This window comes from Leptospira fletcheri, assembly GCF_004769195.1.
In the GTDB taxonomy this organism is placed as follows: domain Bacteria; phylum Spirochaetota; class Leptospiria; order Leptospirales; family Leptospiraceae; genus Leptospira_B; species Leptospira_B fletcheri.
On record NZ_RQET01000013.1, the window covers coordinates 178019 to 196722 of the forward strand.

16 protein-coding genes are annotated in these 18704 nt (G+C 49.0%); 8 read left to right on the forward strand and 8 right to left on the reverse strand.

All coding sequences use genetic code 11. The annotated features are described in order from the left end of the window. Complete coding sequence (locus EHO60_RS15600) at window positions 1–3165, forward strand: efflux RND transporter permease subunit (protein ID WP_135769140.1); 3165 nt, start codon at window positions 1–3, stop codon at window positions 3163–3165. On the opposite strand, the gene EHO60_RS15605 is transcribed toward EHO60_RS15600, so the two are convergent. Together EHO60_RS15605 and EHO60_RS15610 are read right to left on the reverse strand one after the other, a co-directional pair. Then, window positions 3162–4283, reverse strand: a complete 1122-nt coding sequence (locus EHO60_RS15605; protein WP_167880243.1) for an acyltransferase family protein — start codon at window positions 4281–4283, stop codon at window positions 3162–3164. The genes EHO60_RS15600 and EHO60_RS15605 overlap by 4 nt on opposite strands. Window positions 4284–4323: 40 nt before the next feature. Next, window positions 4324–5346, reverse strand: a complete 1023-nt coding sequence (locus EHO60_RS15610; RefSeq protein WP_135769142.1) for a DUF2804 domain-containing protein — start codon at window positions 5344–5346, stop codon at window positions 4324–4326. Between the two features lie 133 nt (window positions 5347–5479). Here EHO60_RS15610 and EHO60_RS15615 point away from each other — a divergent pair, with 133 nt between their 5' ends. Next, entirely contained in the window at window positions 5480–6367 is an 888-nt protein-coding gene (locus EHO60_RS15615; RefSeq protein WP_135769143.1) for an LIC_13029 family protein, read from the forward strand. A gap of 10 nt (window positions 6368–6377) precedes the next feature. Here the strand turns inward: EHO60_RS15615 and EHO60_RS15620 are convergent, their stop codons facing one another. After that, window positions 6378–6959, reverse strand: coding sequence for a DUF6962 family protein (locus tag EHO60_RS15620; RefSeq protein ID WP_135769144.1), 582 nt, complete (start codon window positions 6957–6959; stop codon window positions 6378–6380). Between the two features lie 69 nt (window positions 6960–7028). Between EHO60_RS15620 and EHO60_RS15625 the strand changes: the two genes are divergently transcribed. The 5 genes from EHO60_RS15625 (at window position 7029) to EHO60_RS15645 (ending at window position 10666) form a co-directional block, all read left to right on the forward strand. Next, on the forward strand, window positions 7029–7850 hold the full coding sequence (locus EHO60_RS15625) for an aldo/keto reductase (protein ID WP_135769145.1): 822 nt from the start codon (window positions 7029–7031) through the stop codon (window positions 7848–7850). A gap of 90 nt (window positions 7851–7940) precedes the next feature. Further along, window positions 7941–8390, forward strand: coding sequence for a MarR family winged helix-turn-helix transcriptional regulator (locus tag EHO60_RS15630; protein WP_135769146.1), 450 nt, complete (start codon window positions 7941–7943; stop codon window positions 8388–8390). Window positions 8391–8551: 161 nt separating this feature from the next. Further along, window positions 8552–9937, forward strand: coding sequence for a sensor histidine kinase (locus EHO60_RS15635; RefSeq protein ID WP_246028343.1), 1386 nt, complete (start codon window positions 8552–8554; stop codon window positions 9935–9937). An 82-nt stretch (window positions 9938–10019) separates the two neighbouring features. Continuing rightward, the gene (locus tag EHO60_RS15640) at window positions 10020–10304 is read left to right on the forward strand and encodes a GNAT family N-acetyltransferase (protein ID WP_135769147.1); all 285 of its coding nucleotides are present in this window, start codon (window positions 10020–10022) and stop codon (window positions 10302–10304) included. Beyond that, entirely contained in the window at window positions 10301–10666 is a 366-nt protein-coding gene (locus tag EHO60_RS15645) for a VOC family protein (RefSeq protein ID WP_135769148.1), read from the forward strand. The genes EHO60_RS15640 and EHO60_RS15645 overlap by 4 nt, the downstream gene beginning before the upstream one ends. Here the strand turns inward: EHO60_RS15645 and EHO60_RS15650 are convergent. Both EHO60_RS15650 and EHO60_RS15655 read right to left on the reverse strand, forming a co-directional pair. Beyond that, window positions 10663–11913, reverse strand: coding sequence for a BaiN/RdsA family NAD(P)/FAD-dependent oxidoreductase (locus EHO60_RS15650; protein WP_135769149.1), 1251 nt, complete (start codon window positions 11911–11913; stop codon window positions 10663–10665). The two genes, EHO60_RS15645 and EHO60_RS15650, sit on opposite strands and share 4 nt — an antisense overlap. 44 nt (window positions 11914–11957) lie before the next feature. After that, complete coding sequence (locus tag EHO60_RS15655) at window positions 11958–12827, reverse strand: pirin family protein (RefSeq protein ID WP_135769150.1); 870 nt, start codon at window positions 12825–12827, stop codon at window positions 11958–11960. A 137-nt stretch (window positions 12828–12964) separates the two neighbouring features. On the opposite strand from EHO60_RS15655, the gene EHO60_RS15660 reads away from it, so the two are divergent. Continuing rightward, window positions 12965–14674, forward strand: a complete 1710-nt coding sequence (locus tag EHO60_RS15660) for a GAF domain-containing hybrid sensor histidine kinase/response regulator (RefSeq protein WP_135769151.1) — start codon at window positions 12965–12967, stop codon at window positions 14672–14674. A 27-nt stretch (window positions 14675–14701) separates the two neighbouring features. Here the strand turns inward: EHO60_RS15660 and EHO60_RS15665 are convergent, their stop codons facing one another. The 3 genes from EHO60_RS15665 to ilvB all read right to left on the reverse strand — a co-directional run bounded on the left by EHO60_RS15665 (window position 14702) and on the right by ilvB (window position 18622). Continuing rightward, the gene (locus EHO60_RS15665; RefSeq protein WP_135769152.1) at window positions 14702–15298 is read right to left on the reverse strand and encodes an anthranilate synthase component II; all 597 of its coding nucleotides are present in this window, start codon (window positions 15296–15298) and stop codon (window positions 14702–14704) included. Then, the gene (locus EHO60_RS15670; protein WP_135769153.1) at window positions 15295–16722 is read right to left on the reverse strand and encodes an anthranilate synthase component I family protein; all 1428 of its coding nucleotides are present in this window, start codon (window positions 16720–16722) and stop codon (window positions 15295–15297) included. Before EHO60_RS15670 ends, EHO60_RS15665 begins: the two co-directional genes overlap by 4 nt. A 166-nt stretch (window positions 16723–16888) precedes the next feature. Continuing rightward, the gene (ilvB, locus tag EHO60_RS15675) at window positions 16889–18622 is read right to left on the reverse strand and encodes a biosynthetic-type acetolactate synthase large subunit (protein ID WP_135769154.1); all 1734 of its coding nucleotides are present in this window, start codon (window positions 18620–18622) and stop codon (window positions 16889–16891) included. Between the last annotated feature and the right edge of the window lie 82 nt (window positions 18623–18704).

Consider the following 18704-nt stretch of genomic DNA (forward strand, 5'->3'; position numbering starts at 1 on the left):
ATGATTGCAAGGATCATAGACTTTTCCCTATCGAATCGGATTCCTACTCTAAGCGTCGTGTGTGCCGTCATCGGCTTCGGAATCTGGTCCTGGTCGAATCTGAAAAAAGAGGCATATCCGGACGTGGGAGATACTCAGGTTGTCGTCATTGCGGAGTTTCCCGGAAAAGCGGCCTCGGAAGTGGAGGAAAAAATCACATTACCGTTGGAGAGAGGATTGAATTCCGTGCCTTACGTTCTGACCCGTCGATCCAAAACCATCTTCGGACTTTCCGTTTTACAATACGTCTTCGAGGAAAGGATCGGCGACCTGACCGCGAGACAGCTCGTAATGGAAAGGCTCAACGGCATAGACCTGCCGGAAGAAGCTCATGTTTCTTTGGGACCGATGACGAGTCCGGTTTCGGAAATCTATAGATACGTCATCGAGGCGTCCGAGGATTGGAGCCCCATGGAACTCAGGACCCTACAGGATTGGGTGATCATCCCTTCCCTACTCCAGGTTCCCGGAGTAGTGGATGTAGTCAATTTCGGAGGCTTGGAAAAGCAATACCATGTAATCACTTCATCGAACCGTTTAAACAGATATCAACTGACGTTATCCGACGTAATCGATGCACTCAAGTCCAATAACCGAAATACCGGCGGCAACGTATTCACCCGCGGCGACCAAGCATTCCCTGTACGAGGATTAGGGGCGATCCGGAATAAGGATGACATCCGAAACATCGTAGTCACCGCGATTTCCGGAACGCCGGTATACATCGGAAACCTCGCATCCGTGGAAGAGTATCCGAGGAGGCCTGACGGAATTTTCCATTACGCTCTCCGTGACTCCGTTACGGGAGAGATCAAATCCAAAGATTCGGGGATTCAGGGATTGGTCGCGATCCGACGCGGAGAAAATCCGTCCGAAGTCATAGAAAGATTGAAGGAAAAAATTCGCCAGGTCAATACGGACATACTTCCCGACGGCGTAAAGCTGACCGTAACTTACGATCGTAGCGAGTTGGTGAATTATACCGTCCGTACCGTTCGAACGACTCTTTTCGAAGGTGTGAGCATCGTAATCCTTGTGCTGGTATTTTTCCTAGGGAACGTGCGGACGGCCGTCGTAGTCGCCTGTACGATTCCGATTTCCTTACTCTTCGGATTCGGCATGATGAAGCTCACCGGTATTCCGGCAAACTTGCTCTCTCTCGGGGCGATAGATTTCGGAATCATCGTGGACGGAGGCGTGGTGATGGCGGAAAACATCTACCGAAAGTATTCTTCCGTTAAAAAAGAACAGGGACTCGTCCCTTTTTCCGAATTGCTCCGGACCACTCGAACGGCGGCCAAAGAAGTCGGGAACGAGATCTTTTTTGCGATCACGATCATCATCTTCGCATACCTTCCCATTTTCACGTTCCAACGTATAGAAGGTAAGCTTTTTTCACCCATGGCTTTCACTCTTTCCTTTTCCCTATTCGGAAGCGTGCTGCTTACGATCACTCTGATCCCCGTGCTCATGTGCCTTCTTTTCCGTTCCAGAATGGAGGACGGATCCTTTTCCGAGATGCATTGGAAAAATCCCGTTTTGGAAAAAATGAAATCCTACTACGAGTTCCTGGTAAAAAAAGCGCTATCGGATCCGAAAAAGACGGTATATTCCATAGCTATTTCCATGGGAATCATTAGTACTATAGGATATTATAAATTAGGAACGGATTTTCTTCCGGAACTGGACGAAGGTTCCATCACGATACGGTGCTTTCTACCTACCGGAATCGGTTTAAGAAGCTCGGAAAAACAACTTTCCGTCGTACGGAATACTCTACTTAAGTACGATCCGGTGGTCTCCGTTCTGAATCAACTAGGAAGAAACGACGAAGGAACGGATCCTTACGGTCCGAATCGATTGGAGATCCTGGTAGGTCTCAAAGATTATTCTCTATGGAAGGAGAGGATTACGAAAAAGGAATTGGTGCAAAGAATCAAGGAAGATCTACAGGAAAATCTTCCCGGCACGCTTTTCGTCTTTTCCCAGCCTATTTTGGACAACGTAACCGAAGCGATGACCGGAAGCGTCTCCGACCTCGCGATATTGATCGACGGTGAAGATTTGACGACCTTAAGATCCGTTGCGAAACAAATCCTTTCAGTGATCAAAGAGATCCCCGGGGCGACGGAATCCGGAATCGAACAGGAAGGAAACCAAGCCCAACTGATCGTTACTGTGGATCGAAGGAACTCGGCACGTTACGGAATCAATGCGGCGGATATTTTAAATACGGTAGAAGCCGCGGTCGGAGGCACCGAAGCCGGAATTCTGTACGAGGGGTCCAAAAGGTTCGGTATCGTGGTCCGATATCCGATCGAGTACCGTTCCTCCTTCGAGTCTCTGAGGAACCTGACCGTTTTCAGTCCGACGGGAGGAAGGATTCCATTGCACGAGGTCGCCTCCCTAGAGTTGAAAGACGGGCCGACAATCATCCAGAGACAGGAGGGGAAACGTCAGATTTCGGTACGGACCAATATCCGAGGTAGGGACCAAGGAGGATTCGTACAGGAAGCCCGGAAGAGAGTCGTCGAAAAAGGTTCCATTCCGGAAAAAGTCTCACTCCGTTGGGGAGGCCAATTCGAAAATCTGACCCGCGCGGGAGAAAGGCTGAGCATCGTCATCCCCGCCACCCTTTTCGGAATCTATCTATTCCTTTTGGGAATTTACGGAAAAGTACGTTACGCTCTTCTTTCCCTTTCCGGGGTCCCTCTTTCCGTTGCCGGCGGAATCCTCGCTTTGGTTCTGACCGGAACGAATTTTTCCGTCTCCGCCGGAGTAGGATTCGTTTCACTCTTCGGAATCTCCACGATGACCTGCGTACTCTTCGTATCCAGAATCCTTCACTTCCAAAAAGGATCGGAAGAGCCGGATCTCAAAACTTCCGTTTTAGCCGCGGCGAACCTACAGTTTTCTCCGAGATTGATGACTATCCTTCTCGCTATGTTCGGTCTATTACCGGCGGCTCTAGCTACCGGAATCGGATCCGACGTTCAAAGACCGTTGGCGACCGTGATCGTAGGAGGCATGGCGACGGAATTGCTTTCCCTAGTTTTTCTTCCTTGCCTCTTTTATCTCATCGATTCGGAAGGATCGAAAAAGAAAGTACCAGCGGTTAAATCTTAGATCTTCCAGTATAATTTTTTCCGATCGAGCCAATACAGGATCGCGAACCAAAAAAGTAGATTCGCTAACGCATAAGAAAAGGATGCGAATTCCTGAGTCGGCGCCCAGCCGGCAAACCCTACCTGAAAGAGAAAATGTTTCAAGGAAGCCGGTTTGCCGGTTCCCCCAGGTATCGTAATCAAATTCAAGGATCTAGCCAGAATTCCCGAACCGAAAAAAACCAATATGGCGTTCCTGCCGAAAGGCAACCAAGGAAAGAAAATCGCGTTCCGTATCGTCTCTGTTCGGGCTTCCAGAAACAAAAAAAATCCGAATAGCAAGGCCGCCCAGCCGGCCGTCCAGACGACATAGCTGGAAGTCCAAAGGCTCTTATTGATCGGAAAAATCCGATCCCATAATCCCCCTAAAACCAAGAGTAAGAGGCCCGCGACCCCGCAATAAAATGCGGTTTGAGAAATCGGAATTTTCTTTCTCTCTCCGAAGCGAACCGCATCTCCGAACATTGTGCCGAGTAAGGCAGTGGAAACCGCACTGACAGAACCGAGCAAGCCTTCCGGATCCCAAGTTCGTGAGGACTTCCACAAATGGGCTTCTCCGAAAATCGACCTATCCAGCCACGCTCCCCAATTCGAATTCGGTTCCAAATTCGGAACCATAGAGCCAGGAGGAGTGATGAAACTTAACAAGATCCAATAACCGAAGAGTAAAATCCCAAGAATCGAAACCCGAAACTTTCTATCCAACGGATACAGGAGCGCGGTAAAAAAATACACGAACGAGATTCTCTGTAATACTCCCGGGATCCTCAATCCGGAAAGATCCCATTCTCCAAACCAATGTAAAAACAATCCGATCCCGAAGAGCGTCAAGGAACGCTTCCAGATTTTCAGAACGTTCCTTCCCTCCGGAGCGAAGGAAAGAGAAACGGAAACTCCCACGGAAAAAAGAAAAAAAGGAAAAACCAAGTCGGTAGGAGTGCAGCCGTTCCACTTCGTATGGCGCAGGGGAGAGTACATCGCCGACCAAGAGCCCGGATTGTTGACGAGAATCATTCCCGCAACGGTGAACCCTCGCAGCGCGTCTAGAGAAAGGAGTCTTTTGCGAATTGAATTTTCCAAATCGGATCCTATTGAACGAGCCGAATTTCTTCGGGAAATTCTACCAAAGGGACCGGTGGAATTCGGTAAATCCCCAGACATTTTTAAAAGAGACTTCCTTACCCTGGTCCGGTCGAAACGTCCCCGAAAATTTTCCCACGAACTGTCTGAAATACAGTTTCGCAAGGAAGAGATTCGATTTTTCCTTCCTTTCTCCTTCCGGTCGGAATTCCAAACGAAGCCTGCCTGCTTCATCCCAAAGACGCCAAGCCTTGTAAGGATCCTCTTGGGAAAAATCGAAGATGCAACGATCCACTCTCTGCCTTTTGGAATTGATCCAAAAAGCGTTTTCCGAAAAGAAACTTTCGTTTACGAGCGCGGCAAAATTAGCTCCGATTCTGGTCTTATTCGGAAGAACGGAGGAAAAGGCCGCCCAATACCAGTTCGTCTCCCTTCTCAAATATCCGCCGGACCAATCGTACACCATGGTGACTTTGTTCGGGTCGCGAACCAATTCCCGGCCTTCATACCGAACGGAAAGTCTTTGCGGAATCAGAGGAGAACATTTTTCGGTAAAGGTCCAACGGGTAGGCTCGGACGGATTCAACACTCGCAGAGGACGGTGAGTCTCCATCGAGTACGGAAACTCTCCGAAAACCCGGAGTTTTCCCGCGAAGTCCCCATCCAAAACGAGAGTTCCGTCGGAATGGGATTTTCGGATCTCTAAAAAAGATCCCCCTTTTTTGAATCGAATCTCGTACTCGTCCGGATTCGCAGGAAATTTCAAAGCGCGCCCGAGATCCGGTCCCTTCGTATCGAATTCGTATACCTTTCCTTCATCGAATTTATACAAATACGCGAAAACATTGTAAGCGTACCCTAAACTGACGGTCGCAATTCCGAGGATGGAATCCTCCATCAGTAAGCCGAGATAGTTGAACGTGTGAAAAGAGAATCTCTTTCTAAGACCCTTGATCTCGTTTCCGAAGAAATCCAAAAGCCGAAAGTCTTTATGATTAAAATCGATCGGAGAATCCCACACTCCGTACCTGACTTGGTTGTCCGATCCAATGATCTTGTTCATACGTCCGATCGATTCTTTTCTCCGAGGTGGAAAAATCAATGGATTTCCTGAGTGTTCGGCAAATCTGCTTTACTTTTCGTTTTTTCTTCGGAGTATAGACATACCAAGCGTTAGGAAAAAGCAAAACCGACTTATGGGAGAAGTCCAGAGCAAGCACCCGGGGAAAAGCGATCTGCTCGAGCCTTCCGATCTTAAAACCCTCAAAGAAAAAAAGACCTCCCGCGAAATTTCGCTTCTTTTGTATCGGGTCCTTTTCCGTTCCGAAGAAGCTCGGAGCGGAGCCATTAAGATCGTAAAGGAAACATTTCTCCGAACCTACTCCAATCACCCGGAGCAATTCCCTATTTTGGACAGAACCAAGTTCGTCCGAGACATGATCTCTTATTTCAAGGCCTCCACAGTGCTTCCCGCGGAAAAATTGGAGACTTTTTTCGTGGCGATCCACGCCGCCTTTCAGAACGAAATCCGCTATTTCCTGGGAAAAACCACTCAGTTCACGTTCGATATCATGTTCCAGGTGATCGAATCCATCCTCCAGGAGATGAATCATCCGGAAGAACAAAGGACCGTAGACGTAAAGGATCGGGAGATCATCCTAAAACACTTTCGCGCTTACAACGACCTTTCCAAAGTCTTCAACAAGATGGGGACTTCCAAAGCGGTCATGGATAAAAAGGACGAGATTATCACGGATATTTCCATCACTCATCGGGAAATCACCGTCGTCGCGATCGAGAATATGTTTCGGAATATTCTGGCGCAGATCCTTCTTTCCAGAAAGTACAACTGCGGAACCTTGATCGACAAGTGGTCGACGGAATACGGTTTCGGACCCGATCAGGCCCAATCCATGAGGCGTTATATCTCCGACTCCGCTACGTTGACGGACTTCCGCACCCAATACGCCAATGCTCTTAGAGCGATCAAACCGGAAAACGAAATGGATTTGATGTTTCTAAGAACGCTTTCCAACTATTATTCCTCTTGGGTAACCCAGGTCTCCGAGCAAATCCCGGCGTAGTCTACGACGTTTAACCGATCCGCTTTAGCGAATAGCCGAGACAATAACAAGCGCCGGCCAAAACGAAATGGTAGATATCCACTTTTAGGATTCCGGCCACCGCACCCGAGGTTCCGACCCCCAAACCCGCAAAAATAAAGAGGAGTCCTCCCAGAATTCCGTACAGTGCGGCGGGTTTGTGGGCTCCTCGATACTTTCTCATACAAGAAGCCAAAATGGAAAGTATGGCAAGTGCTCCGATCCCGGTGGAATAAAAACCCATACGCAAGACCGTATCTAAAGCGCAGAAGAGCAGCAACACGATGGAGATCGTCACCCAACCTCTGCGGGAAAAGCCGCCAAACGCTCCGCTCCAAAATGCGAGACCGATCCAAGGAACGCCCACCTCTGCCGCAAACCGGATCACGATTCTATAAACCGGTTCTATCCATCCTGCCCCTGCAAAGAACAGACTGCCCATTGCGGCGCCTAATGCGATGGAGTAAAATCCCCAGGCTCCGCTTCGCTGGTTCCAGTTCGCGTGTAAACGAAAACCCGACCAAGCGGCGAAGACTGCCAGTACGAAATCGGATACGACTGTGGTGATTTGCATGTACGGTATTGGAAGGAATGCGACGAAAAATGCAAGCCGGAATCCGGAGGCGGAGTCTAATGCTTACGTATGAATGCTTCTCCATTAACGCAATCGATCCGACTGAATAACGGCGTTCCGATGCCAGTGCTCGGTATAGGTGTTTGGAAAACTAAATCGGGAAAGGAATGCAAAGACGCACTCCGTTGGGCTTTCGAAGCCGGAATCCGTCATGTGGATACTGCGAGGATCTACGGAAACGAAGAGGATGTGGGGGAAGCAGTCCGAGAAAGCGGCATCCCTAGAAAAGAACTTTTTATCACCACGAAACTTTGGAACGGCGATCAAAAGGAAGCCCGCAAACACCTGGAGCTCTCGTTACGAAATTTAGGAATGGATTACGTGGATTTGTATCTCATCCATTTTCCGATCGCCGGCACACGGAAACAAGCCTGGAAGGAATTGGAGAAAGCGTACAAAGACGGACTTGCAAAATCCATAGGTGTCAGCAATTATACGGTCCCTCACTTGGAGGAAATCCTTTCCCACGCGGAGATCGTTCCGGCGATCAACCAGGTCGAGTTCCATCCGTTTCTGAACCAAACGGAATTGTCCCGAAAATGCTCGGAGCATGGAATCGTTTTGGAAGCCTACAGTCCTCTCGCTCACGGAAAAAGAATTTCCGACCCGAAGTTGCTTCGGCTTGCGGAAAAATACCGTAAGACTCCCGCTCAGATCCTGATCCGTTGGGCGATCGATAAGGGATTCGTCGTGATTCCAAAATCGGTGCGTAAGGAAAGGATTCGCGAGAATTCGGAAGTGTTCGATTTTGCCCTTTCTTCGGAAGATCTCGCCGAAATGGAAACTTGGAACGAAAACTTTCGTACCTGCTGGGATCCTACCGGGGCCTAAATTCACACGGACCGAAGCCCAACCTAGGAAAAAAGATTGACTTAGGCTGAAAGTTCCTGTCTAACTATTAATAGTTCATTCTTAAACTATATGGGAAGCCACTTCAAAGGAAAACCGAGAGAAATAAAGATCCTGGATGCGTACATCAAATTGGGCCGTTGCACGGATTCGATCCGATCGATGGAAGACAAGATTCTAAACCAATTCGGTCTTACGAGCGGACAATTCGGTTGCCTGGAAACGTTGCACCATTTGGGTCCCATGTGCCAAAAAGAGATCGGCCAGAAGATCTTTTCTTGTGAAGGGAACATTACTCAGATCGTAGACAATCTCGAAAAAAGAGGATTGGTGCAAAGGGTTCGTAGCGAGGAAGATAGAAGGTACTTCATCGTCAACCTGACGGAATCGGGAAAGGAACTCATCTGCAAAGTCTTTCCGACCTATTTGGAACACCTTAAAGATAGGATGTCCCCTCTTTCGGACGAGGATTTAAAACAACTGGGGAATATCTGCAAAACTGTCGGTATTCGAGAAGCGTAAAAAACGCACGCATAACTACTACCTATTCAAGGGGCCGAAAGGCCTCTTTTTTTATTTTCTTACAAACGCCAGACTTTTTTCACAAATACGAACGGTCAATTCCGCATAAAAACGGAAATGAGAAGCGTAAAAAGGATTATTTTAAAACCTAGAGATAGTCTATGATTCAGGACATGGTACCGGGCTCGAGATCAGGATTTTTCCGAAGAATTCGTTACGCAGTTTCGGATTACGTTCTTCCGGATAGATCGATCTCCCAAGGACTTCCGTTTTGGCGGGAATTGGTGCTTTCTTCCCTGATCCTAGCGATGACCGTACTCGGTTCCTTGGCCTACCTTCCGAGCGTACTCTTGGCCCTCCGAGAAAAGATCTTTTCCGTCGTACTAATCGATACTCTAGCCTTGGTTCTGGTATTCATATTGTTCTTCGGGAAAAAACTGCCCTTTTCCCTACGCTCCTCGGGAGTACTTGTACTGAATTACTTTTTGGGAACTTCCTTACTTGTCATTTTAGGTCCGGCGGGAGGAGGAATGATCTGGCTCTTTCCCTTTCCGGTTTTTACCGGAATCCTATTCGGGATCGTTCCCTGCCTTTGGGCTTTGCTTGGAAATTTCTTTTCCATCGTGATCGCCTCTATTGCGTTGAGTCGATTTCAACTCGCATGGAGCATGCCCGTGGAAGTACTGTATGTCGTAGGTTTCAATTTCGTCGTCGCCGATGCGATCGTATGCGTTTCCTTAACAGTGTTGATGTTGGGACTGCAGAAAAATATAGAGAGAAAGAATCATTTTTTGGAATATCTGAAGAGACGTCGGTTCCAAATTTCCCGCTCCAAACGAAATCTGGAGTCCGAGATTTTAAGACGTGCGGAAATGGAAACGAGGCTGGAGGAAAATCTGAAGGAAAAAGAGGTTCTTCTTCAGGAGATCCACCATCGCGTCAAAAACAATCTTCAGATCGTTTCCGGGATGCTCAACCTGCAGAACATGTACGCCCAGGACGGCGTGACTGCGGAAGCACTGGAAAAAGCACAGGATAGAATCCGGGCCATGGCCTTGATTCATGACCATCTTTACCAACAGGGAAATTTTTCCACGGTAGCGATGAACCAGTATCTGGAATCCCTTCTAAATCACCTGATTCTTTCGCAAGCGCCTCCCGGAAACAGGATCGAATTCGAAACAGAGTGGAATCATATTCCCATTCCGATGGAAAAAGCGATTCCTTGCGGATTGATCGTGACGGAACTCATTTCCAACGCGTTAAAGCACGCGTTTCCGAACGGAAGAAAGGGAAAGATCTTCGTCCGCCTTGAAGAGACCGAAGACGGATTGACTCTTTGCGTAAAGGACGACGGAATCGGACTGCCGAAAGATTCGCCGGCCTTCCATTTTTTAAGTACGGGAAAAATGCCGAACAAGGACGGGGAACAGTACGATTCTTTAGGTTTGATGATCATCCGATCTTTGGCCGGTCAGTTGAAGGCGAAATTGATTTTGGAACCTTGCGCAGGCACCGCGGTCCGCTTGGTCTTTTCCAAATTCTGAACGGAATGTGCATCCGAAAAAGAAAAGGAATCGAAAAAATGAATTCGTTTCCTGAATCCGTCTTAGATACAATGTCCTGACAATGAATAGAGTGACCCACGACACGAATTCCCGAAAATTCTTTTTGATAGAAGAGGACCAGGAAGCGTCCTTATCCTATTCCGAAATAGGTTCGGAAATCTGGAATCTCACTCATACCTTCGTTCCGGCTCGTTTGCGGGGAAAAGGTTTGGCGGAAGTGTTGACTCGAGCCGCCCTAGAAACCGCCAAAGCCGAAGGGAAAAAAATCGTTCCTTCCTGCTCCTATGTGGAAAGTTTCCTAAAACGGAAAGGAAAAGAATATTCCGATTTGGTCGCCCACCCGTGATCCACCATATCGCGATCGCCACGGAAGACCCTGCTCTGTTAAAAAATTTTTACGAGCGACTTCCGAACCTGAGATTCGAAAAGGACCATTTTACCCCGGACGGAAAATTGAGATCCAGTTGGTTTCTGGCAGGTCAGACAAGATTGATGATCGAACGGGAAAAAAAGAAACTCGGACCTCATGCCTTGGTTTTTTCCGCGGAAACTCCGGAGATACGTAAAAGAGTGGAATCACTCTTGGAATCGAAAATCGAAGACCGTACCGAATTTACGGTATATTTCCGCGACCCCGACGGAAATCGTTTGGGTTATAGCTCCTATCCGAGTTCCTGGAAGGAAGGGAGAAATTCCGAAAACGTTTAAGTCGAGGAGGGAACGTCCCGTGTGATTCCCTTCGCGGCGAGAAAAGAAGTGGTCCACGCATTTTGGAAATTGAAACCTCCGGTGATTCCGTCTATGTCCAAAATTTCACCGGCAAAATGCAACCCGGGAACAATGCGACTTTCCATGGTTTTGAAATCCACTTCCTTTCGCTTGATTCCGCCGCAGGTAACGAATTCCTCCTTAAAGACCCCTTTTCCTCGAATCTGAAATACGGTTCTCTTCAATGCATCTTCCGCTTCACGGAGTTGTTTCGAGGAAAGTTCTGACCAGCGTTTTTCTCCCGATCGATCCCAGATTCGTTCCCAGAGTCTGGCAGGTAAACGGAACTCGGGTGCCGCAGAAGGTCTTTTGGAAGGAATCCTTTCCCTTGCCAAACGAAACGTCTCGCGGACTTCTTCTCTAGTTACGCCCGGAATCCAATCCAGATGTAGGGAAGTTTTATATTCGCAGGACGCGAGTTCTCGAGCCCCCCAAGCTGATAATTTCAGTACGCCGGGTCCGCTGAGTCCCCAATGAGTAACCAAAACCGGACCGGACTGTTGCAATTTAAAGTCGGGAAGAGACACCTCCGCTTCCGGTACGCTTAGGCCCTGAAGGCCTTCGATAAACGGATCCGAAATCTCGAATGTAAACAAGGAAGGAGCCGGAGTCTCTATGCTGTGTCCCATATTTTTTGCCCAATCCCAGACCTTCCTGGAAGATCCGGAGGCCAAGAGCACTCGATGAAAATCCTGCTGGCCTCCTTCCCATTTCACAGTAAACCCGCCTTCTTCCTCCGTATTTCTAGGAAAAATACCCAGAACGGGAACCTTGGTGCGGATCGAAACGCCAGATTCTTTGGCTTCCCGCAAAAGACATTCCACGATCGTATTCGAATCGTCCGTTACCGGGAACATTCTACCGTCTGCTTCCGTCTTTAAACGAACTCCGTGTTCTTCGAACCACCGGATCGTGTCCTTGGGCTGGAAACTTTCGAATGCATACTTCAGTTCGCGTCCTCCCCTAGGATAACGCTTGGATAATTCCTCCGGATCAAAACAGGCGTGGGTGACGTTGCACCTTCCTCCTCCGGAAATGCGGACCCTGGAAAGAACGTTAGGCGATTTTTCCAAAAGCACCACGTTGTAGGTTCCGAGGGAAAGCCTACGAGTCTGGATGGCTCCGAAAAAACCGGCCGCCCCTCCTCCGATCACTGCAATGCTTTTTTCTTTTTCCTCTTTGGGCAATCGATCCACCTTGCGGACTTTTCTCCACCCATCTTTCCGAGCGGTTAAAGAATCTCACCCATTTTTCCGGCGGAATAATCTTCGAAGGCTTGCTGGATTTCCTGGGGAGTGTTCATGACGAAAGGACCATATCTTGCTACGGGTTCCTTCAGAGGGACTCCTCCTAAAATTAAAAGTTCCCATTCGAAATCCTCGGGAGCTCGTAAGGTGATCGAACCTTCCTCCGCTCCGAAGTAGAGCGTTTCGCCCTCTTCCACTTCGATTTCTCCCTCTGCATCCACGGCGGTTCCCCCGCCTACAAAAGGATAGGCGAGTGCCGTACATTCTTTCGGAACCGGAATCTCCGCCCAAGATCCGGGAGATAATTTCACATGAAAAAACACGATGGGAGTTTGGGTCTGAATAATTGCGGAAGTTCCCCAACATTCTCCCGCCACGACTTTTACCCAAGCTCCGTCCTTTTCTACGACGGGAAGCTGAGAGGAGTCAACCTCCTGGTATCCGGGAGAAATGAGCTTTTTATCCTGGGGAAGGTTGACCCAGATCTGAAATCCGTGCATCCGCCCTCCCGAATTTTGAAACTCTCGGGAAGGCATCTCGGAATGTACCAAACCGGAGCCTGCAGTCATCCATTGGATTCCTCCCGACCTTAATTTTCCGGAATGCCCCCACGAATCCTTATGTTCCATTTCTCCGGAGAGAAGGTAGGTTACCGTTTCAAATCCTCTATGCGGATGATCGGGAGCCCCGATCGCTTCTCCCGGAGAATAAATCACCGGACCCATTTCATCCAAAAGTAAAAACGGATCCCAATAGGAAAAGCCCTGCACCGGGAAGGGTCGCCGGACCGGAAACCCTCCTCCTTCCAACATTTTCTCCGCAATTCTCGTACCGATAATTCTTCTAAATCCCATTGACCCCCGAACCTACATTGATTGGACTATTTCCGGAAAAACTTCCGTCTTAAAAACTTGGAAGGCCGGGCAAAACCCTTGTTTTTTTCTCAGCCCTTCCCAGAATCTGTGGATATTCTCCGATTCCTAACCTTTTTATGGATTCCCCTCGTCCTTATTCCGTCGCACCGTTACCTGCAAACGAACTCTCTCGCCTTCGGGAATTAAAAAAATACGATATTCTAGATACTCCGCCGGAAAAGAAATACGACGGAATCACGAAGGCCGCCTCCTTGATCTGCGGAACTCCCATCGCCTTGATTTCCTTAATCGATGAAAAGAGGCAATGGTTCAAGTCCAGAGTAGGATTGGACACGGAGGAAACCCAGAGAGAAGCATCTTTCTGTCAATTCGCGTTACTCGGTTCGGATATTTATATCGTAAACGACGCAGCCCAGGATCCCAAATTCGAAAAAAATCCGTCCGTACTCGGCCCGCCTTACGTTCGATTCTATGCGGGAGCTCCTTTGATGACACCTTCCGGCTCGGTGATCGGAACTCTCTGCGTGATAGATACCGTACCTAAAAACTTGGATCCTAGACAACTAGAGGCATTACGCGCGTTAGCCGATTCCGTGATCGCGTACATGGAATTGGAAGCGAATTCGAGAGAACTGATCCGAGCCCAAGCCGTCAGCCTGGATCTGCAAAAGGCGAGAGAACAGTTTTTCGTGAATATGAATCACGAGTTTCGGACCCCCGTACATGGAATTCTGGGAATGGTGGATCTGATCCGACAAACGGAGATCGATCGTATGCAATCGGAATATCTGGATTCCGTCCAGGAAAGCGGAGAGCATCTCATTCATTTGATAAACGACGCGATCGATTTTAGCAAAGCGGAATCCGGGACCTTGGTTTTAAGTTCGCTCGAATTCGATCTGATTTCTTTAATCCGGGAGATCGCAACCTCGGCGGAAAAAGAGGCGAAGCAGAACGGATTGAAGTTCGTTTTAAATCTTCCGCAGGGGATTTCAGAATTGATCGTCAAATCGGATCCTCGCAGAATCCAACAGGTATTCTCCAATCTTCTTTCCAACGCGTTGAAGTTCACGGAACAGGGCAGAATAGAATTCTATTTCAAGGAAGTGTCGGTTTCCGAAAAGAACGTACAAGGAAGGATCGGGGTCATTGATACGGGAATCGGAATCGCGGAGAAAAGAATCCTAGGACTGTTCGAAGCCTTTTCCCAAATCGACGCATCCATTTCCAGGAAGTACGGCGGGACCGGATTGGGTTTGGCCTTGTGCAAAAAAATCTGCGATACCCTGGGTTGGAAGATCGGAGCGAAAAGCGTTTTATGGCAAGGAAGCGAATTCATCCTCGAAATCGACCTTCCGAAAGCGACATTCCCCCTGCGTTCCGGAAACCAAGCGGAACGATCCATATCGAAAATAACGGATTTTTCCGGCTATTCCACGACCAGCATTCTAGTCGCGGAAGACAATCCGGTGAACCAGAAATTGATCCGCAGGATGTTGGAACAAATGGGTTTAAGCTGCGAGATCGTTTCAAACGGTTTGGAAGTGCTCGCTTTTTGGGAGAAATGGGAAATCGATCTGCTTCTACTGGACATCCAGATGCCGGAACTCAGCGGAATAGACACTGCGAGAATCCTCAAAATGAAACCTTCTTCCCGCAAAATTCCCTGGATCATCGCAGTTACGGCGCACGATAGCCCGGAGGACAGAGCGGAATGTGCTCAGGCCGGAATAGACGATTACTTGGGAAAACCGTTTCGCATCGAAGAACTCGCGGAGAAAATCCGCGAATATCTACGCAAAGCGGGGTTATCGCTTCCCAAGTAATCGTGACGTTCGTTCATGCGGAAGGAATCAATCCCTAAAAAGAAAATTCGAAATCATCCGCTTCCCTCCTTCCGTCGCGAAAGATTCCGGATGGAATTGTATTCCTTCCGAAGGTTTCGTCTTATGACGTATGCCCATCAATTCGTCTCCGGCAAAAGAGGTCCTGGTCCATTCCTCCGAAAGCCCTTCCGGGTCCACTATGAGGGAATGATAACGCATAACGTTCAATCCGTCCGGTAATCCTTGGAACACCCCCTTGCCGTCGTGCGAGATCTCCGATAATTTTCCGTGCATCGGAAGCCTGGCCGGAACGATCTTAGCGCCCGCTAAAAAGGCCATGCCCTGCATGCCCAGACAAACCCCTAAAATCGGAACTCTCCCGCTCAATTCCCGAAGGATGAGGGAAGAAACCCCGAAATATTCGTGATTTTCCGGAGTCCCGGGTCCGGGGGAAAGAACGATCCTGTCGTACTTAGCGGATTCTATTTTGGAGAATCCGATTTCGTCGTGGCGGAACACGTCTAGCCTGAATCTGGAAGCGTATTCCTCCTCAAGAATCTCTCCCAAAAATTGAAAGAGATTGTATGTAAAAGAATCGTAATGATCGATCAACAAAACCTTCATAGGCTCACCTCCCGGATCGCGCTTAAAACCGATCCCATTTTATGTTTGATTTCCTCGTATTCGTCGTCCGCTTCGGAATCGAATACTACACCGCCGGAAGCCCGTAGGAATCCTTCGTTTTCGGTACGGAAGAAGCTGCGGATCGGAATGCAGAAAGAGCAGTTTCCGTCGAATCCGAATCGTCCCACCGCGCCACCGTAAGGACCCCGGGGATCGTTTTCTATCCTATCTATGATCCGCATGGATTCCACTTTTGGCGCACCGCTTAACGTTCCCGTGGGAAACGAAGAAGCCAAGCCGTCGAAAGCGTCTCTCCCCGGCCGGAGAATCCCGGAAATCTCCGTAGACAGATGCTGTACGTGGCTGAACCGTTTCAAGGAGAAGGAATTCCTTACTTTTACGGTACCGAACTTCGCGATTCTACCTAGATCGTTTCGATGCAGGTCCACCAGCATATTGTGCTCCGCGATTTCTTTCGGATCCGAAAGCAGGTGTTCCGCCAGAATCCTATCCTCCTCCACGTCCTTGCCCCTCCGAGTCGTTCCCGCGAGAGGAAAGGATTCCACGACACCGTCCTTCAATCGGAACAATAACTCCGGACTCGCTCCCAGAAGCGACCGATCGCCGAAGGAGAGATAAAACATGTAAGGAGAAGGATTCAAAGTCCGTAAGGCCTCGTATAAGCGAAGGTCCTCCCCTTGGATCTCGTAAGAACGCTTGAATCCGATCTGACACTGGAACGTATTCCCCGCGCGGATTTCCGACATGGCTTCCGAGACCATCTTACGGTGCTCTTCCCGAGTCCTGGAATCTCCCAAATCTTTCAGAGATATGGCGGATCCCGTCAAACTCCGTTTTTTGAAGATCGATTCAAAGAGAGAGTAACGATCCGTACCATAATGAAAATAGTTAGACCTTCCCGTTCTACGATCGATCAAGATCCCGTCTTCCATCCAAGCGAACTGAAACTTAGGAAATCGAGGATGTTCCTTCAATCGGATCCCCGGTTCCATATCGTTCACGCTTTCATAAGACAGGGTCCCGTAGAGTCCGCCGCCGCCCGCCTCCGTACATTCCATAAAGGATCTGTAAAAAGATCCGCCTTTGTCCTCGGAATTCCGTCTCGGGGAGAGGATTTCCGACAAAGTCCGGTACGGATTTCCTTCCGCTAAAACCGTACCGTCCATTTCCAACCTATTCCCGCGCGCGGTAAAGACACGCTTCGGAAAAGCGGAAAGGAACGTATAACGGGAATTATCCGATTCCGGTCCTAAACTCTCCAAGAGTACGGCACAGGAAGATTCCGAAAGCAGATTCCTGAAAAACGGAATCGTCTCATGTTCGGTTAACGGAAATGGTTTTAAGAACGGACGAGGAGATAAGGATTCCACCTCGCTTCTTAAATTGCTCAGATCTAAACGCATAAAATACTCCTTGATTTTTATTTCGGGTCGCTTAAAAGACCCGATCCTGCTTCGAAGGGTGAAAAAGAAAGATCAGGCCCCTAAAGGGGCCAATAAAAGGGGAGAAAAGAGGGGGCTTCCGCAAACTTCAAGATATACATTTCAATTTTAGGATATTCTAAATTTTTCATTCTAACACCATTTCCAGATTTCCTTTTCCTGCCGGAACTATCGGCAGAACGTGTAATTTCGGATCTATCGTAACGACGACGAGTCCAGGACCCGGCTCCTTTAAGAACCGGACCAAATCGGAGAGGGTACGGCCCTCTTCCCCCAAATCCAAGCTGGGAATTCCCAACGCTTCGGCGACTTTCGCGGATTTCGACGGTCCCGGATAGGAACTCCCGTAAAACCTTCCGTGGAAAAAAAGTTCCTGCTGCTGCCGGACAAGCCCCAAATGTCGATTGTCGAAAACGAGAATCTTGACATTCAGGTCTGTCTCGGCAAGAGTATCCAACTCCTGGACGTTCATCCAAAAAGATCCGTCTCCGGAAATGCAAAGTACGTCTCGCTCCGGAGACTCCAAGGCTACGCCGATGGCCGCAGGTAAACCGAATCCCATAGTACCCAATCCGCCGGAAGTGATCCAAGTCTTGGGCTCTTCGAAAGGATAAAATTGGGCGGCCCACATTTGGTGCTGCCCCACGTCGGTCGTTAATATGGTCGCGGGTCCCAAGGCCTCTGCGCAAGTTTTCAGTACGACATCGGGCATATAGCCGTTCCCCTTTGAGAACAAAGGAAGAGGAAAGAGTCTCTTCCAAGAGGCAACCAAACGATTCCATGAATCCCTCTTCCGTTCCGGTAACTCCACCGCTGATATCAGGAAATTCCGGAGGTCTTCCAAAAAGAACAGATCCGGCTCTCTTAATTTCCCGATCTCTCTAGGATCGATGTCTACATGTACCACCTTCGCATTCGGGCAGAAGGTCTCCAACTTTCCGGTGGCACGATCGTCGAATCTCACCCCGAAAGCCAAAAGCAGATCCGACTCTTCGAGAGCGATGTTCGTATATGGAGCGCCGTGCATACCCAACATCCCTAAAGAAAGAGGATGTTTTCTGGGAAAGCAGTCCATACCCATGAGCGTGGTCGCGACAGGAATGTCCTGCTTTTCCGCGAATTCGACTAAGAGGTCTTCTGCTCCCGAAAGTCTTACGCCTCCCCCGGCATACAAAATAGGTCGTCTTGCATTCTCTAATAAGCGACAAAAGGATTCGAATTTCTCCTCCGAATCGGATGAAAGCCTTGGACTCTCGGGTTCCGGGCGGGAATTCCAGAGCTCCTCTATTTCCTTCCAGTCCCCGTCGAACGGGGAAAGTTGGACGTCTTTGGGAATATCGATCCAAACGGGACCAGGTCTCCCCACTTCCGCGATGCGAAACGCCTCGTTCAAAACTAGTGCGAGTTCGCTTGTGGAACGCACCAAATAGGTCTTTTTGGTGATCGGCTTTGACAAGGAATACGTATCTATTTCCTGAAAGGCGTCGGTTCCGATCAAAGACTGAGGGACCTGCCCAGTGATCGCGACCAAAGGAACCGAATCGCACTTGGCATCCGCCACCGCAGTCAATAAATTCGTGACCCCAGGTCCGGAAGAAGCGATGCATACCGCGGCCTTTCCTGTGATTCTGGCGGTTCCTAACGCGATAAAACCGGCTCCTTGTTCGTGCCTAGCCAATACGTGTTCGATTCCGCTCGCGTACAGCGCGTCGTAAATCGGAAGGTTGGCCCCTCCCGGAATCCCCACCACACGTTTTACGTTTTTGTGTAATAGAAAGCGGACGAGCAGTTCTGCACCGTTCGCAGGTCGGTCGGAGGTTCTGAATTCTTCTCGTTTCGTTTCGGTCGTCCTTGTTTTCATTGTTTCCTCAAATCCTGGAATAAAATAAAAAAGCCCCCCTTGGCTTTAGCCGAGGGGGGCTTTTTCGAAGATTACAGCTTGC

Coding starts and splice junctions, on each gene's coding strand:
- EHO60_RS15600 (WP_135769140.1), top strand. CDS start 1: ATGATTGCAAGGATCATAGACTTTTCCCTATCGAATCGGATTCCTACT.
- EHO60_RS15610 (WP_135769142.1), bottom strand. CDS start 5,346: ATGAACAAGATCATTGGATCGGACAACCAAGTCAGGTACGGAGTGTGG.
- EHO60_RS15615 (WP_135769143.1), top strand. CDS start 5,480: ATGGGAGAAGTCCAGAGCAAGCACCCGGGGAAAAGCGATCTGCTCGAG.
- EHO60_RS15620 (WP_135769144.1), bottom strand. CDS start 6,959: ATGCAAATCACCACAGTCGTATCCGATTTCGTACTGGCAGTCTTCGCC.
- EHO60_RS15625 (WP_135769145.1), top strand. CDS start 7,029: ATGAATGCTTCTCCATTAACGCAATCGATCCGACTGAATAACGGCGTT.
- EHO60_RS15630 (WP_135769146.1), top strand. CDS start 7,941: ATGGGAAGCCACTTCAAAGGAAAACCGAGAGAAATAAAGATCCTGGAT.
- EHO60_RS15635 (WP_246028343.1), top strand. CDS start 8,552: ATGATTCAGGACATGGTACCGGGCTCGAGATCAGGATTTTTCCGAAGA.
- EHO60_RS15640 (WP_135769147.1), top strand. CDS start 10,020: ATGAATAGAGTGACCCACGACACGAATTCCCGAAAATTCTTTTTGATA.
- EHO60_RS15655 (WP_135769150.1), bottom strand. CDS start 12,827: ATGGGATTTAGAAGAATTATCGGTACGAGAATTGCGGAGAAAATGTTG.
- EHO60_RS15660 (WP_135769151.1), top strand. CDS start 12,965: ATGGATTCCCCTCGTCCTTATTCCGTCGCACCGTTACCTGCAAACGAA.
- EHO60_RS15665 (WP_135769152.1), bottom strand. CDS start 15,298: ATGAAGGTTTTGTTGATCGATCATTACGATTCTTTTACATACAATCTC.
- EHO60_RS15670 (WP_135769153.1), bottom strand. CDS start 16,722: ATGCGTTTAGATCTGAGCAATTTAAGAAGCGAGGTGGAATCCTTATCT.
- ilvB (WP_135769154.1), bottom strand. CDS start 18,622: ATGAAAACAAGGACGACCGAAACGAAACGAGAAGAATTCAGAACCTCC.